Origin of the sequence: Haloprofundus salilacus (assembly GCF_020150815.1) — an archaeon.
Taxonomy (GTDB): Archaea; Halobacteriota; Halobacteria; order Halobacteriales; family Haloferacaceae; genus Haloprofundus; species Haloprofundus salilacus.
The window spans coordinates 1557341-1571572 of record NZ_CP083723.1 but is presented as its reverse complement, the minus strand read 5'-3'; the positions used below and the strand labels follow the sequence as shown (position 1 = coordinate 1571572).

Annotated in this window: 18 protein-coding genes; 10 read left to right on the top strand and 8 right to left on the bottom strand. The window is 66.9% G+C overall.

The window, feature by feature from the left end:
* The first annotated feature begins 10 nt into the window (after window positions 1–10).
* Window positions 11–1033 (top strand): DUF5787 family protein, encoded by a 1023-nt coding sequence (locus LAQ58_RS08035; protein WP_224450080.1) that lies wholly within the window; start codon window positions 11–13, stop codon window positions 1031–1033.
* Window positions 1034–1096: 63 nt separating this feature from the next.
* Here LAQ58_RS08035 and LAQ58_RS08030 read toward each other — a convergent pair whose 3' ends face one another.
* Together LAQ58_RS08030 and LAQ58_RS08025 are read right to left on the bottom strand one after the other, a co-directional pair.
* The gene (locus LAQ58_RS08030; protein WP_224450079.1) at window positions 1097–2986 is read right to left on the bottom strand and encodes a right-handed parallel beta-helix repeat-containing protein; all 1890 of its coding nucleotides are present in this window, start codon (window positions 2984–2986) and stop codon (window positions 1097–1099) included.
* A 107-nt stretch (window positions 2987–3093) separates the two neighbouring features.
* A complete protein-coding gene (locus LAQ58_RS08025) occupies window positions 3094–3591 on the bottom strand; it encodes a DUF5797 family protein (RefSeq protein ID WP_224450078.1) in 498 nt (165 codons plus the stop codon).
* Between the two features lie 161 nt (window positions 3592–3752).
* On the opposite strand from LAQ58_RS08025, the gene LAQ58_RS08020 reads away from it, so the two are divergent.
* The 5 genes from LAQ58_RS08020 to LAQ58_RS08000 all read left to right on the top strand — a co-directional run bounded on the left by LAQ58_RS08020 (window position 3753) and on the right by LAQ58_RS08000 (window position 6263).
* Entirely contained in the window at window positions 3753–4526 is a 774-nt protein-coding gene (locus tag LAQ58_RS08020) for an enoyl-CoA hydratase/isomerase family protein (protein WP_224450077.1), read from the top strand.
* Window positions 4527–4589: 63 nt separating this feature from the next.
* Complete coding sequence (locus tag LAQ58_RS08015) at window positions 4590–4802, top strand: hypothetical protein (RefSeq protein WP_224450076.1); 213 nt, start codon at window positions 4590–4592, stop codon at window positions 4800–4802.
* A gap of 132 nt (window positions 4803–4934) precedes the next feature.
* A complete protein-coding gene (locus tag LAQ58_RS08010) occupies window positions 4935–5192 on the top strand; it encodes a DUF5789 family protein (RefSeq protein ID WP_224450075.1) in 258 nt (85 codons plus the stop codon).
* 96 nt (window positions 5193–5288) lie between these two features.
* On the top strand, window positions 5289–5606 hold the full coding sequence (locus LAQ58_RS08005; protein ID WP_224450074.1) for a transcription factor S: 318 nt from the start codon (window positions 5289–5291) through the stop codon (window positions 5604–5606).
* Between the two features lie 3 nt (window positions 5607–5609).
* Entirely contained in the window at window positions 5610–6263 is a 654-nt protein-coding gene (locus tag LAQ58_RS08000; RefSeq protein WP_224450073.1) for a DUF6517 family protein, read from the top strand.
* 18 nt (window positions 6264–6281) lie between these two features.
* Here the strand turns inward: LAQ58_RS08000 and LAQ58_RS07995 are convergent, their stop codons facing one another.
* From LAQ58_RS07995 to LAQ58_RS07980, 4 genes are all read right to left on the bottom strand, one after another.
* Entirely contained in the window at window positions 6282–6629 is a 348-nt protein-coding gene (locus tag LAQ58_RS07995) for a peptide ABC transporter ATP-binding protein (protein ID WP_224450072.1), read from the bottom strand.
* The gene (locus LAQ58_RS07990) at window positions 6626–6844 is read right to left on the bottom strand and encodes a hypothetical protein (RefSeq protein WP_224450071.1); all 219 of its coding nucleotides are present in this window, start codon (window positions 6842–6844) and stop codon (window positions 6626–6628) included. Before LAQ58_RS07990 ends, LAQ58_RS07995 begins: the two co-directional genes overlap by 4 nt.
* A 100-nt stretch (window positions 6845–6944) precedes the next feature.
* On the bottom strand, window positions 6945–7664 hold the full coding sequence (locus LAQ58_RS07985; protein ID WP_224450070.1) for a methyltransferase domain-containing protein: 720 nt from the start codon (window positions 7662–7664) through the stop codon (window positions 6945–6947).
* Window positions 7661–8086, bottom strand: coding sequence for a nascent polypeptide-associated complex protein (locus tag LAQ58_RS07980; protein WP_224450069.1), 426 nt, complete (start codon window positions 8084–8086; stop codon window positions 7661–7663). Before LAQ58_RS07980 ends, LAQ58_RS07985 begins: the two co-directional genes overlap by 4 nt.
* A gap of 173 nt (window positions 8087–8259) precedes the next feature.
* Between LAQ58_RS07980 and LAQ58_RS07975 the strand changes: the two genes are divergently transcribed.
* Entirely contained in the window at window positions 8260–9054 is a 795-nt protein-coding gene (locus tag LAQ58_RS07975; protein WP_224450068.1) for a creatininase family protein, read from the top strand.
* Window positions 9055–9137: 83 nt separating this feature from the next.
* Window positions 9138–9953: a DUF4397 domain-containing protein gene (locus LAQ58_RS07970; RefSeq protein ID WP_224450067.1), complete on the top strand. Its 816-nt coding sequence runs from the start codon at window positions 9138–9140 to the stop codon at window positions 9951–9953.
* A 53-nt stretch (window positions 9954–10006) separates the two neighbouring features.
* On the opposite strand, the gene LAQ58_RS07965 is transcribed toward LAQ58_RS07970, so the two are convergent.
* Window positions 10007–10645 (bottom strand): DsrE family protein, encoded by a 639-nt coding sequence (locus tag LAQ58_RS07965; protein WP_224450066.1) that lies wholly within the window; start codon window positions 10643–10645, stop codon window positions 10007–10009.
* A gap of 8 nt (window positions 10646–10653) precedes the next feature.
* Here LAQ58_RS07965 and LAQ58_RS07960 point away from each other — a divergent pair, with 8 nt between their 5' ends.
* Together LAQ58_RS07960 and LAQ58_RS07955 are read left to right on the top strand one after the other, a co-directional pair.
* Entirely contained in the window at window positions 10654–12336 is a 1683-nt protein-coding gene (locus LAQ58_RS07960; RefSeq protein ID WP_224450065.1) for an acyl-CoA mutase large subunit family protein, read from the top strand.
* A 212-nt stretch (window positions 12337–12548) separates the two neighbouring features.
* Window positions 12549–13850, top strand: coding sequence for a PQQ-dependent sugar dehydrogenase (locus LAQ58_RS07955; protein ID WP_425490703.1), 1302 nt, complete (start codon window positions 12549–12551; stop codon window positions 13848–13850).
* A 28-nt stretch (window positions 13851–13878) separates the two neighbouring features.
* Here the strand turns inward: LAQ58_RS07955 and LAQ58_RS07950 are convergent, their stop codons facing one another.
* A complete protein-coding gene (locus LAQ58_RS07950; RefSeq protein WP_224450063.1) occupies window positions 13879–14232 on the bottom strand; it encodes a DUF6176 family protein in 354 nt (117 codons plus the stop codon).

Sequence of the window (14232 nt, the reverse complement as noted above, 5' to 3'; positions counted from 1 at the left end):
CGTCGCCCCCGTGAGCTATCCGGCCGACTCGGAGTTCGTCTTCGAACTGCTGACCTGCCGGTGGGCCGAGCGCGCGTGGCCGCCCGACGGCGACAGAACATCAGCGCTCGTCGTCGCGCGACAACTCGGTACGAAGCGGCGCCGCTGGGACACTGTCGTCGTCGAGGCCGACCCCGAGGGGCTGGCCGCGCGCGCGGCGTTCGGCGCGGACGAACTCGACTCCGACCTGCTGCACGTCGTCCGACATGCTCCCGCCGAGTGGACCTGGTACCGCGACACGCTGCCACACCCGGGCTACCCGTGGCGCTACGTCCTCGCCGCGATTCACCGCGCCGCCGCCCGCGGCGTCGTCGAAAAGCGACGAAACGGAAGACGGATCGAGATTCGCCGAATCGCACCCTACCCCGACTGGGTTCGGCGCATCGTCGCCGTCGAGAACAAACCGGATCTGGACGCCAGCGCCGCGCGAGCGCTCTCGGGACAGTTAGAACACGACGTGGAGGCGGCGTTGGCCGACGAGGTGTGGCTGGCGACGGCGACGACCGGAGCGGCGGTCGAACCGGCGCTGCTCGAAGATATCCCCGTCGACGTCGGCATCCTCGCGCTCGACTTCTCCGAGGGCGTCACCGCCGACGCGGGCGAGGTGGCGTGGTACCCGAGTTCGCTGTCGCCGGAGACCGATGAGAGCGGTGAGACCGACGAGACCGACGACCGCACCGACCGCGTGGAGACGCGCCTGCGACTCGCCGAGCGGGCGTACGGCCGCGGCTGGCGGTCGTACCACGAGACGATGCGACCGGACTGCCGGTTCTTCGAACTTCGGCGCGCGGGCGACGCGCTCCTCCCGTGGTGCGCGGCGAAGAAACGCCATCAGACCGCCGCCGAGTGTTCGGGGTCGTGCACCTCGTTCCAACCCGAACCCCCGCAGTGGCGGACGAAAGGGTGGCCCGTCGAAGGAGGGCCGGGAAAGGGAATCAAACGACTGCTCGAACGGCGACGCGAACGCGTCCGCGAGCGGTCGGCCTCCGAGTGAGCGTCGGTGCCGACGACGCGGCCGTCGCGTCGAGCACTGAGCGCCGACTCGGCGCGACGCCGCTCACGCCGGGTCGTCGTCGATTCGGCCGAACGCGTGCCACGTGCCGGGGTCGCCGCCGTCGACGCAGACCCACCCCATCGGCCCGCCCGGCGACGGCTCCACGTTCCGGATGCGACTCCCGGCGTCGAAGCGCCCCTCGGTCGGCGGCGCGCGACCGGGAAACATCAGCGTCACGTCGGCGCAGTCGGAGTCGACGCGAACGTCGGCGTGCGGCAGTTGCCCCTCGACGTCGCTCGACCCCGAGAGCACCGTCGCCCGCTCGAAGCCGTCGGCGTCGTTGTCGCGGAAACGGAGTTCCTCGCAGTTGTCGAGTCGGTAGCCGACGTCGCCCCCGTCGCCGACGACGTCGGTGTCCCGAAAGAACGCGCGCCGGACGCCGAGCAGTTCGACGCCGCGGGCGACCCGCCGGCAGTCGTTGCCGTCGAGTCGGTGGTCGAAACCGCCCCGGAGGCGGATGCCGCACCGCGACTCCGAGCGGCCTTCGAGGGTGTTGCCCGCCACTCGTATCCGGGCGGTCGGGACGGGGTCAGAGACGGCGAGAACGCCGACCTCGAACCCGAACAGTTCGTTCGCCGTGACCGCGACGTTGCGGCCGCCGCGGACGACGAACCCGACGCCTGCGACGTTGCGACAGACGTTGTCGGTGACGGTGACGCCGTCGCCGCGCTCGACGACGACGCCCGACGGTTCGTGGACCGGCCGACCCACGAGGCTCCCGTCCTCGCGACCTTCGTTCGATCCGTCGTCGCCTGTTCGGGGTTCGCCCCGCTCCTCGCCCGCGAGTCCGACGTCGTAGACGTAGTTGTCGGCAACCTCACCCGACGCCCGGCGGAGCGCGATGCCGGCCCCGCCGACGCGTTCGATGGTATTGTCGGAGACGCTGACGCCCTCGGCGACGGCCTCGTCGACGGAAGAATCGACCTCCTTCGACGCTCCATGGCCGCCGGGGTGGACGGTGATGCCGTCGCCGCCGTGGTTCCGGACCGTGTTGTTCTCGACAGAGATGTTTCGGTAGCGACCGTCGAGACGGATGCCCGTCGACGTCGGGGTTCCCTCGACGATGTTGCCGCTCACGCGCACGTCGTGCCAGTCGGTGCCGTCGTCGCCGAGGATGCCCACGTCGGTGCAGCGGCGAATTTTGTTCTGTTCGACCGAGAGGTCATGGCCGCCGCTTCGGTGGAGGTGGACGCCGCGCGTGCAGTCCTCGGCGACGTTGTGAACGATAGCGACGTTCTCGTTGGCCGACCCGTCGACGACGGCGTTTTCGACCGGTCCCTCCGGCGGGGCGACGACGAGGCCGCCGTACTCGGTGAGGTTGTCCGCCTGGTAGGCGGCCGACCGGAGGCCGACGGCGTAGCAGTTTCGCACGAGTACGTCTTTGCCGCCCGCAACGTCGACGAGGTGCCACCGGAGTCGCTCGCCGCGGCAGTCGCGGACGGTGACGTCTTCGGCGTGGGCAACGCCGATGCCGTTCCCCCTCGCGGGGTCGGCGGTGGTAAGCGTCAATCCGTCGACGACGACGTGTCTGACCGGGTCGCCGCCACCGTAGCTTCGGGGGACGAGCGCCGTCGCGTCGGGGTCTGGCGGGTCGAACAGCAGCGTCGCGCCGTGTCCGGCGACGACCAGATTCGACCCGTACAGCAGGGACCGACGGTGGCGGTACGTCCCCGGCGGGAGCGAGACGGTGCCGCCGCCGCGGTCGGCGACCGCGTCGAGCGCGGTCTGCAGCGCGGGTCCGTCGTCGGCCTCGCCGTCGCCGACCGCGCCGAACGCCGTAACGTCGACCGGCTCCGCGGGACGGTCGTCTTCGGGTGCGTCGGTCTCCGTGTTCGGACTGCCGGAGCCATCGGAGCCACCAGAGCGACCGCCATCGTCGCCGTCGTCTTCCATGAGAACGAGTAACGGTCGGCTGGTCGGAGAACGTTTCGGCGAGCCACTGGTAGAGACGGGTTTCGAGGGAGGTACTAGCGTCGATTTCGGCGTCGGTCGCGACGAGGTTAGACCACTTCCACGTCGACGTCGTCGCGTTCGACGATGAGTTTGAACGTCGGCACGGTCCGGTAGACAACCTCGACGACGCCCTTCCGCTTCAGGCTCTGGAGCGCGCGGCGAACGTCGGCGGCCTCGGGGTCGACGTCGAACGTCTCGCGAAGTTTGTTCAGCACGCTGACGACGCTCTCGGAGCGTTCGTTCGGCCCGGCGACGACCTCGAACACTTGCGACTCCAGTTCTGGGACGCGAAGAGTGCTCGGCGCGCCCTCGTCGCGGTCGTCCTCGACCGGCGGTTCGATGCCGAGCAGCTCCGCGGCCTCCGTCGTCGCCCGGATGAGGCTGTTCTCGTCGCGGTAGTAGTACTCCTTGAGCGTGCCTTCGAGGTAGCGGTGGACCTCGCTGCCGCTGTCGAGGTCCCAGCGGTCCTGCAGTTCTTTGTTCTTCGTCGGTTGGAGTTTCACCACGTCCGCCAACCGCTCTTTGTCCTCGTCCGAGAGGGTCATTGCCCGGGTGTTGGGGGAGGGAGGATATCGGTGTTCTGGAGTGCGGCGACCGACCGTGGGGCGTCGGAACGTACCGTGGTCGTACTCCCACTGAGAACGAGCGCCGTCGTGCTATCGACCGCGGGGCGAACGATTATCCCGGATCGGTGTGACTCTGGCCTATGGCGGAAACCGTACTCCTCGACATCGACGCCGACGACGTGGCGACCATCACCGTCAACCGACCGGACCGGCTTAACGCGCTCAACGTCGAGACGCTCGAAGCGCTCGAAGACGCCCTCGACGAGGCCGAGGCGGCCGACGCGCACGTCGTCGTCCTCACCGGCGCGGGTGAGAAAGCGTTCGTCGCGGGGGCAGACATCTCGTACATGAAGGAACTCTCGGTGCCGGAGGCGCAGGCCTACGCCGAACTCGGCCACCACGTCGCCGAGCGCCTCGAAACGTTCCCCGCGCCCGTCATCGCCGCGATCAACGGATACGCCTTCGGCGGCGGCTGCGAACTCGCGCTCGCCTGCGACCTCCGCGTCGCGTCCGAACGGGCGGTCATCGGGCAGACCGAGATCGATCTCGGCATCACGCCCGGCTGGGGCGGGAGCCAGCGACTGCCGCGACTCGTCGGCGACGAACTCGCCCGGCGGATGATCTTCTTCGGCGACCGAATCGACGCCACCGACGCCCACGAACACGGTCTCGTCGGGGAAGTCGTCGCCCACGACGAACTCGACGACGTCGTCTCCGAACACGCCGCCGACCTCGCCGCGAAACCGAAGTTCGCGCTACAGACGGCCAAGGAGACGATCAACGCCGTCCACGAGGAACCGCAGGGCGCTGGTCTCGTCTACGAGCGCCGGGCGTGGAGCGGACTGTTCGGCACCCACGACCAGCGCGAGGGGATGGACGCGTTTCTCGACAAGCGCGACCCCGAGTTCGAGTAGTTTTTTGTCTTTGTCTGAGTGTCTCTAAAACAGTAATTTCGTTCGTTTAGCACAGTCATTACAATGGTATATACATCCGTTGACCGGGCTATGAACCCGCTGGCGACTATCTTCGACCGACTCACCAACGGCGAGGTGACCGGCGGGCCGTACGAGTGTCAGGGGTGCGGCGAGACGTACCCGGTCGAGTATCACGTCTGTCCATGCTGCGGCGGTTACTCCGTCGAGAGCGAGTACGACCCGGTCGCCGAGTTCCGCGACGACCCAACCGAGTGACGGCGTCAAGTGTCGAGGCACGACTCCCTCGCGAGCGTCGAGGAGTCCGACCGCCGTCGCCGTCGGTCAGCGCTCGGGACCCTCATCGGGACTGACAGTGGAGCTATGTGTTCGGCAGCCGATACACTACGTATGAGCGACACCGTCAAGCTAAGCCGCGTCGACACGGAGTTCGACCAACTGTCCTACCCGATCTCCCGAGACGAGGCGGCCGCGGAGTATACCGACACGACCGTCACGTTCGCCGACGGGCAGGCGAACCTCGGCGAACTCGTGTCCGAGACGCGAAGCGAGACGTACCGAAGTCCCGAGGAACTCTCCGAGGAACTGTACAACACGCTCCCCGTCGAAGCGCTCGGCGAACCGAGGCAGTCCGACGGCGACGCCTGAAAACTGACGGACGCGCGGAGGCAGGGGAGACCCAGTCCAGTGGTTTCGGCGTCGAATCCCGACGTTTAAGTAGCCAAGTACGCTGGTATCACTCCTATGGAGTTCTGCGACGAATGCGGTTCGATGATGCAGACGCAAGGCGACAACTGGGTCTGTACGAAGTGCGGCCACGAAAAACTACGCGACGAGGCCAAAGAGCAGGCGATGGTGACGACGCAAGCTCAAGAGGAGTCGGAAATTATCGAGTCCGAGGGCGGCACGAGCGGCCTGCCGACGACGACGGCGCACTGCCCCGACTGCGGCAACGACACCGCCTACTGGTACATGCAGCAGATTCGCTCGGCCGACGAGTCCGAGACGCGCTTTTTCGTCTGTACCGAGTGCGAGCACAAGTGGCGCGAAGACGACCACTGAGCGATGAGCGTGCCCCCGCCGACGGTCCCCGAAGACCGTCTCGGCGGGTGGGTGCTGTCCGAATCGAGCGTCGACCGCCCGTTCGACGCGGGTCTCGTCCGGGCGACGGCTCACACCGCCGTCTACGAGGACGCGGCGTTGCACGAGCATCTCGCCGAACGCACCGGACGGGACCGAATCCGACGCTTCTTCTTCGCGAGTCGACTTTTACTCGAGCCGCGCCCGCCCGCGTCGCGGACGCTTTGGCGTCTCGTCGCCGACCGTTCGATGGCAGGGTTCGAGGACGAACTCCGCGAACGCGGCTTTCTCGCCGTCGAGAGAACCGAGGAGCGTCGGTTCGACGTTCGGGGGACCGAGGCGCGGCTCGCGCGCTACGACGCCCGCTCACGGGCCGGTGAGGCGGTCGTCTCCGTGCGGGGGTGGCTCGCGGTCTGGCCGACCGACGCCCGCGGCGAGTTCCTGCTCGCCGGCGGCGCGTATCCCACAAGCGTCGTCGAATCACCGCGGGACGAGGAGGACACGCGGTCGAGTGACGAGAACGCGCCGTCGGGCGACGGAGACGGGCCGAGCGCCGACTCGGCAGCGTCGCTGACCGGGGCCTTCGACCCCAACCGATTCAGAGAAGAGCTGTTCGCGTTGATTCGGGCGACTCAGTGAACTGCGGGGGTGACGGGGCTACGGACGCGTCCTGCGGAGCAGCGCCAACGCTGCGCCGCCGAGCGAGAGTCGGGCGGGGGCGACGCCGAGTTTACGCGAGAGGTAGCCTGGTCGGACGCCCGGACCGAGGCGGGCGATGCTCACGCCGTCGACGCGCACGTCGACGGTCACGTCCGCGGCGCGAACGTCCGCGCCGAACTGATCGGTCGGCAGTCGCTTCGTCCCCTGCAGGAGCGCGAACGCCCCACCGAGCGACGGGGTATCGACGACGACGAGGTCGCCGAAGCCGACGACGCGGATATCCTCGTCCTCGATGGTGAGCGTCAGTTCGGCCGTGACGTCCAGCGGGCGGCGGGTGCCGGTCACTCGTCCGGTTCGCGGGTGCTGATGCGGAGCGTCCCGTCGAGTCGCCAGTGGGCGTGTTCGGCGTCCTCGCCGGTCTTGCTCGGCACGTCGACTTCCATCTCCTCGAACTCGTAGGTAATCTCCGCGCCTCGTCCGGTCAGTCGCTCGTAGAGACCGATCGCGAGTTCTGGCCACGTCCGCGTTTCGCCGATATCTGACATTTCGTCGGTGCTCATGGTACGGAGTCCTGTAAGAGGGCTGTAGACTTAGTGGTTCTGCGGCCGGAGGAAGTTCGGAACCTGTCTCCGTTCTCAAAGGCAACCGAGGGCGACTTCGCTACTCGTTGCGCGCGAACGTCAGGTAGCCCGTGTGTCCGACGCCCGCCGTCGACGGCCGCGACCCGCGGTCGCCGAAGTCCATCCGCCGCTGGATGGTTTCGAGCGTTTCGACGCCCGAGAGACCGACTTCGCGGGCGGTTCGCACCGTCTCTCGGGAATTCTCGACGAACGGCGAGTAGACGGCGACGAATCCGCCGGAGACGAGCAGGTCTGGCGCGCGGGCGACGACATCGGGCGCGTCGCCGGTGTCGAGCGTTAGGAGGTCGAATCCGGAGAGCGAATCGAGTTCCTGCGTCAGGTCGCCGGTTCGCACGTCGACGCGGTCGGAAACGCCGGCGAGGTCCATGTTCTCGCGGGCGACGTCGGCGAAGCCGGGGTCACGCTCGAACGTCGTGACTTCCGCGCCGAGGCGGGCGAGATACGCCGAGAGCACGCCCGTTCCGGTTCCGGCGTCGAGCACGCGGTCGCCCGCTGCCGCGCCGGTGTGGCCGACGATGAGACCGACGTCGCGTGGCATCATCGGTGCGCCGGTGCGCTCGAAGTGGTTGAACAGGTCGGGACCACGCGGGGCGCGGACGAGGAACTCCTCGCTGAGATGCGTCTCCAGCACGTCGCCCGGCGAGACGTCCTCGGGGACGGTGAGCACGCCGAGGTCCGTCTGCAGTTCGTCACCGGGGCCGCGAAGATACTCGCGGTCGCCGTGGACGAGGAGTATCACTCCAGGCGCGAGATCGCCGAGGCGAGGTCACCGTTTTCGGCTTCGAGCGCCTCTCGGGCCTCCTCCTCGCTCGCGCCGGCGCGCGTCGCGACGATTTCGACGTCCGAGTCGGGGATCTCCTCGCCGTCCGCCTCACCGCCCGCCTCGCCCGCTGCGTCGACGTCCACGGTATCCTCGGAACGGGCGCCGCTCGCACCTGCGGTGTCACCCGGGCCAAGCGCTCGGGACTCGGGTTCGCCGACGATCTGGTACGTCTGCTGTCCCTGTGCGTCCATCTGCGTCACCTGCGCGTCGCTGAAGACGAGTTCTTCGTCTGCTGTTCGGATGATGACCTCCTCGGCGTCGATTTCGGAGACGTCGATGCCCATCTGCTTCATCATCTGCTTCATCTTCCGCGGGTTCATACCGCCGCCACCAAACATACCCGGAGCGTCGTGGCGGGCGGGCAAAAACGTGGCGAACGCCAGCGAGAACGCGGGGACTGCGCGGGCGAGCGGCGACGACTGTCTCCGCCACGTCGCATCGACCGTCTACGTGACGGCGCGCCGACTCTCTCACCACCTAACTTCTTGGATCCTCCGCCCCTCCTCCGTCCATGTACGTCGCCGACCGGACGTGGCCGGAACTCGGAGAGTACGTCGCCAAACAGTCGCTCGCGGTCGTGCCGCTCGGTTCGACCGAGCAGCATGGGCCACACCTCCCGCTCGCGACCGACCACCTCATCGCCGAGTCGCTGGCGCGCGCGGCGACGGAACGGACGGGCCACCTCTGCACGCCGACGATTGATATCGGCGTCAGCCCCCACCACCGCCAGTTCCACGGGACGATGTGGGTCGACCCGCCCGCCTTCCGCGACTACGTCGAGAGCCTCACGCGCAACCTGACGTACCACGGCATCGACCGGGTCGTCTACGTCAACGCCCACGGCGGCAACACCGTCCACTTGCGCGAGGTAGGGCGTCGTCTCCGCGACGACGGCGCGGGTTACGCCATCGAGTGGATGTGGGACGAGTCGATTCCGGATCTCGTGAGCGATCTGTTCGAGCACAACGGCCCCCACGGCGGGCCGAAGGAGACGGCGATGATTATGCACATCGCCCGTGAGTTGGTTCGTGACGACGAACTCGAATCGGCGCGCGGCGGCGGCGTGCGGAGTCTGGCCGACGCCAACCCCCGAAAGTTCGGCGCACGCACCTTCTACGACGCGGCCGACAATACCGAAAACGGCGTGCTCGGCGACCAGACGGACGCGACGCCGGAGAAAGGTGCGGAACTGTTCGAGGCGGCGACTGACCAACTCGTCCGCCTGTTGGAGTGGCTCGACGCGCAGCCGTTCGAGGCGCTGCTGCCGAAACCGCACGTCGACCCGCAACCGGGGAGTCGTCGCTGACGTTACGGTTCTGAACACTGTCGTATTTCAAACAGTGATAACGAGGGAAACGTTGAGATGCTCGGAGAACGACTGGGCGGACGATGCCCGACTCACGTCGCCGGACGTTTCTGCGAGCCAGCGGCGTCGCCCTCCTCGCCGCGGTCGCTGGCTGCGGCGACAGCCTCGCCGAAGACGAGATACAGCCCTCCAGCGGCGAACCGACCGCGGACGCCGCGTCGACGGCTACCGACGCTCCGACCGACGCTTCGACCGACGCTTCGACCGACGGCCCGGCGTCGACCGACGGCGGCGCGAACCTCCGCGTCATCCACGCGGTTCCCGACGCGCCGAACTTCGACGTGGTCATCTTCGGCGACGCAGCGTTGAAAGACGAAACGTTTCGGCAGGTGAGCCAGTACCTCTACCTCGGCGCCGAGCAGACCGATCTAAAACTCGTCGCCACCGGTGGCGCGGGCAATGTCCTGTTCGACGAGTCGCTCGATTTGGACGTCGCGAGTTACACCGGCGTCGCCCTTGGCGAACAAGGCTCCGACACCAACAGGGACCTCCAGTTTCGGCTGTTCGAGGAGAACCTCTCGCTTCCCGACGAGGGGAGCGCCCGCCTCCGGTTCGTCAACGCCGCCCCCGACAGCAGCGGCCTGCAGGTCGTCGCCGCCGACGGCGACGAGACGGTGTTCGACGGAGTCGGCTACGGAAGGGCCGCGACCACGACGCTCTCGGCCGGGATGCACCAACTCGAAGTCCGCCCGGCGGACGGCGGCGACGCGGTGACGACGACCGAGGTGAGACTCGACAGTCGCGGCGTCTACTCCGCCTTCGGGATGGGATACGTGGACCCGAGCGACGCTCCGACGGACGCGCCGTTCGAGGTCACGCTCACCGAAGACGGCGATTGAGAAACAGCGAGTGGAGGGACGAGTCGTCTCGCATCGGCGCTGTCGGCCCGAGATTACGGCGTTTTGATGTAGGCGTACCCCTCGCCAGCCTGCAGTTTCGTTAGTTCGCCGACGCCGGAGGGAACCGTCTCGACGCCGTCGACGAGGTCGTCTTCCGTCGCGCTGAACCGTTCCATCGAGTTCTCACAGGCGCAAATTGACACCCCTTGGTCGAGGAGTTCGCGCAGTTTCTCTGCGTGTTCGGTCTGTTCTTCGAGGACGAGTTTGAACCCGGAGCCGTTGACGAGGAGGACGACGTCGTCGAGGTCGACGGTGTCGTCGGCGAGGAGGTTTCTCACGTTTCCGAGTGCGTGTTCCTGGTGCGATTCGTCGGCGGTGAAGTGAAAGACGGTGCTCATGGTCGGGTCAGGAGTTTCGGTTTCTGTCTCTGGTTTGTCGGGCGATTCGGTCGGGTCGGGCGTCGGCGACGCGGCGTCGCCGTTTGACGCCGGGGTGTCGGAAGCGCCGCCGACGCAGCCCGCGAGCGCGAGGCCGGTGCCGACGCCGGCGAGTTCGAGGACTCGTCTCCGGGTGTGCTCCGAATCCATCTCGGTCGACCGAACCTGCGGTGAGGCCTTTATTACCGAGGTGCTAAGCGGGCGGTCGGCGAACGGGTGCGTCTCTCGAACGCTTAAGGTACCGCCTATCTTCATCTTCGACTATGTTCGACCCCGACGATTTGGAGCGGATTCGCTCCGCGAAAGAGGAGTGGGAGGAGGAGACGCTTCGGCCGACACTGGAGCGGTTCGGGGAGCGCGAGGAGACGTTCACGACGGACACCGGGGGCAACGAGGTCGACCGCCTCTACACGCCCGACGACATCGCCGACACCGACTACGTCGACGACATCGGCTTCCCCGGCGAGAAACCGTACACGCGCGGCGTCTACCCGACGATGCACCGGGGACGGCTGTGGACGATGCGGCAGTACGCCGGCTTCGGCACCGCCGCCGAGACGAACGACCGCTACCAGTATCTCATCGACAACGGTCAGACCGGTCTCTCGGTGGCGTTCGACCTGCCGACGCAGATGGGCTACGACTCCGACGCCGAGATGGCCGCGGGCGAAGTTGGCAAATCCGGCGTCGCCATTGACTCGCTGCGCGACATGGAGACACTGTTCGAGGGTATCCCGCTGGACGAAGTCTCGACCAGCATGACCATCAACGCGCCCGCGGCGGTCCTGCTGGGGATGTACGTCGCCGTCGGCGACCAGCAGGGCGTCGACCGCGACCAACTTCGCGGAACGATCCAGAACGACATCATGAAGGAGTACGTCGCGCGCAACCTCTACATCTACCCGCCGGAGCAGTCGATGCGGCTCATCACCGACATCTTCGAGTTCTGCGCGTCCGAGACGCCGAAGTTCAACACCATCTCCATCTCGGGCTACCACATCCGCGAGGCAGGGTCGACTGCCGCCCAAGAGGTAGCGTTCACGCTCGGTAACGGCATCGAGTACGTCCAGGCCGCCATCGACGCCGGACTCGACGTCGACGAGTTCGCGCCGCAACTGTCGTTCTTCTTCAACGCGCACAACAACGTTCTGGAGGAGGTCGCGAAGTTCCGCGCCGCCCGCCGCATGTGGGCGAAGATCATGGAGGAGCGCTTCGGTGCGGAGAACCCCAAGTCGAAACAGCTGAAGTTCCACACCCAGACCGGCGGGTCGACGCTGACCGCCCAACAGGTGGAAAACAACATCGTCCGCGTCTCGTACCAGGCGCTCGCGGCCGTCCTCGGCGGCACGCAGAGCCTCCACACCAACGGGAAGGACGAGGCGCTGTCGCTACCGACCGAGGAGAGCGTCCGCACCGCGTTGCGCACCCAACAGATTCTCGCCCACGAGTCGGGCGCGGCGGACACTATCGACCCCCTTGCCGGGAGCTACTACGTCGAGGCACTCACCGACGAGGTCGAGGCCGACGCCTTCGAGATCCTCGACGAGGTCGACGAACGCGGCGGGATGCTCGACGCGGTGAAAGAGCAGTGGGTCCAACGGCAGATTCAGGAGGTCGCCTACGAGCGCCAGCGCGAGATCGAAGCAGGCGAGCGCATCATCGTCGGCGTCAACGAGTATCAGGTCGACGAGGAGGCGCACGTCGATATCGAGGAGGTGTCCGAGGAGGACGAGAAGCGACAGGTCGAGTCGCTCGAAGCGCTGAAGGCGGACCGCGACACCGAGGCCGTCGAGGACGCACTCGGCGCGATCCGCGATGCCGCCCACGGCGACGCTAACCTCCTGCCGCTCATCGTCGACGCGGTGAAAGTGTATGCGACGGTCGGCGAGATCTGTAACGTCCTCCGCGACGAGTTCGACGAGTACCACCCAAGTAGCGCAGTCTGAGTCCGTTCGTCGACGACAACAGTCAGAAAGTCGTCGCGAACGGGACCTCCGCTGAGACGGTCTCCGTGTTCCGGAGTGGTTCCTCGGAGGATACTCCTACAGAAACATAATAAATCCCACATAGTTACTTCCCGCTCCACGCTGTCTCACTCGGTGTGAAACTCTCATCGAGTCGACGAGAGCTGCTCCGGACGGCTCTCTCGGGGACAGTGATGGGTGCGGTCGGTACGGCGGTGACGACCGAGACCGCCGAGTCGGTATCGACCGACCGATCTCTCGGCGAGACGGCCGGCACGTCGAAACCGGCACAGACGGGAGCGATTCCCGACTCGGTCGGAGTCGAAACGATCGCGGAGGGGTTCGAAATTCCGCTGGACATCGCGTTCGTCCCTAGTTCCGACCAGCGATACGTCGCCGAGCAGCGGGGCCTCGTCTGGGTCACCGAGTCCGGGAGCGTGCGGGACGAACCGCTGCTCGACCTTCGGGACACCGTCGAGGCCGGCGGGGAGAAAGGACTGCTCGGTCTCGCGCTCCACCCGAACTTCGCCGAGAACCGCCGTTTGTTCGTCCGCTACAGCGCGCCGCGCCGACAGAACACGCCGCAGAGCTACAGCCACACGTTCGTCCTCTCGGAGTTCGCCGTGAGTGCCGACAGCAGAACCGCGGACCGCGGTTCCGAGCGCACTGTCCTCGAAATTCCCGAACCGCAACCGAACCACAACGCCGGCGATCTGACGTTCGGACCTGACGGCTACCTCTACGTGACCGTCGGCGACGGCGGAAACGGCTGGGATTTGGGACTTGGCCACGTCGACGACTGGTACGGAGCCGTCCCCGGCGGCAACGCCCAGGACGTGCGTCGCAACCTCCTCGGGAGCATTCTCCGCATCGACGTCGACGGTCGCGAGGGCGGCAAGCCGTACGCGATTCCAGACGACAACCCGCTGGTCGGTCGCCCTGGTCTCGACGAACACTACGCGTGGGGCTTTCGGAACCCGTGGCGACTCTCGTTCGACGGGGACGACCTGTTCGTCGGCGACGTCGGCGAGAGCGAGTACGAGGAGGTGAGCCTAGTCGAGAAGGGCGGCAACTACGGGTGGAACGTGAAGGAGGGGACCCACTGCTTCGCGGCGGACTCCTGTCCGGACCGGACGCCCGAGTCGGTGCGCGGCGGCGAACCGCTCGTCGATCCGATAATCGAGTACTCGCACTCGGGCGGGCCGCTCAGCGGCAACTCCGTCATCGGCGGCTACGTCTACCGCGGGTCGGCACTCCCGCAGTTGCAGGGCGCGTACGTCTTCGGCGACTTGGACGCCAGCGGCCGACTGTTCGTCGCGAGACGACCCGAAGATCAGGGGATGTGGCCGACGCGCGTCGTTGACGCGGTCGGTGCGGGGAGCGAGACCCTCAGCCGCATCTTCTCGTTCGGCCGCAGTCCGTCGGGCGAACTGTACGTGCTCGGCGGAACGTTCGACGGCGGTGCACTCTACCGAATCGTCCCCACGGACGGGTGAGAGACCGAACACCGGAGAAGCCGGATGTTCAGCGCTTCTCGGGATTGACAAGGTGGTACAGCGGTTCGATAGTTCGTTCGGCGTCGTCTCCGACGAGTACCTCGTGCATCACTTCGCGGTGTTCACGGTCGATTTCGTGCGGCGACTCCTCGAACGCCTCGAACACCTCCTCGATGTCGTCGGCTTCCATGTAGTAGACGAGATAATCGCCGTCTTCTGCGTGCTCGACGAACGCGGCCTCCGCGTGCATCCCCTCGTGCTGGAGCGTTTCGAGCGCCTCGTCCTCGCGCGCCCGTATCTCGTCGGTCCACTCGCGGAGTCGGTCGGTTTTCCCGGGTCGAATCCGACTCTTCGTCAGTATCACTTCGCTCGTCCCGCTCAT

Coding starts and splice junctions, on each gene's coding strand:
- LAQ58_RS08025 (WP_224450078.1), bottom strand. CDS start 3,591: ATGACCCTCTCGGACGAGGACAAAGAGCGGTTGGCGGACGTGGTGAAA.
- LAQ58_RS07970 (WP_224450067.1), top strand. CDS start 9,138: ATGCCCGACTCACGTCGCCGGACGTTTCTGCGAGCCAGCGGCGTCGCC.
- LAQ58_RS07990 (WP_224450071.1), bottom strand. CDS start 6,844: ATGAGCACCGACGAAATGTCAGATATCGGCGAAACGCGGACGTGGCCA.
- LAQ58_RS07975 (WP_224450068.1), top strand. CDS start 8,260: ATGTACGTCGCCGACCGGACGTGGCCGGAACTCGGAGAGTACGTCGCC.
- LAQ58_RS08020 (WP_224450077.1), top strand. CDS start 3,753: ATGGCGGAAACCGTACTCCTCGACATCGACGCCGACGACGTGGCGACC.
- LAQ58_RS07955 (WP_425490703.1), top strand. CDS start 12,549: ATGGGTGCGGTCGGTACGGCGGTGACGACCGAGACCGCCGAGTCGGTA.
- LAQ58_RS08030 (WP_224450079.1), bottom strand. CDS start 2,986: ATGGAAGACGACGGCGACGATGGCGGTCGCTCTGGTGGCTCCGATGGC.
- LAQ58_RS08000 (WP_224450073.1), top strand. CDS start 5,610: ATGAGCGTGCCCCCGCCGACGGTCCCCGAAGACCGTCTCGGCGGGTGG.
- LAQ58_RS08015 (WP_224450076.1), top strand. CDS start 4,590: ATGGTATATACATCCGTTGACCGGGCTATGAACCCGCTGGCGACTATC.
- LAQ58_RS08005 (WP_224450074.1), top strand. CDS start 5,289: ATGGAGTTCTGCGACGAATGCGGTTCGATGATGCAGACGCAAGGCGAC.
- LAQ58_RS07960 (WP_224450065.1), top strand. CDS start 10,654: ATGTTCGACCCCGACGATTTGGAGCGGATTCGCTCCGCGAAAGAGGAG.
- LAQ58_RS07950 (WP_224450063.1), bottom strand. CDS start 14,232: ATGAGCGGGACGAGCGAAGTGATACTGACGAAGAGTCGGATTCGACCC.
- LAQ58_RS07980 (WP_224450069.1), bottom strand. CDS start 8,086: ATGTTTGGTGGCGGCGGTATGAACCCGCGGAAGATGAAGCAGATGATG.
- LAQ58_RS07965 (WP_224450066.1), bottom strand. CDS start 10,645: ATGAAGATAGGCGGTACCTTAAGCGTTCGAGAGACGCACCCGTTCGCC.
- LAQ58_RS08010 (WP_224450075.1), top strand. CDS start 4,935: ATGAGCGACACCGTCAAGCTAAGCCGCGTCGACACGGAGTTCGACCAA.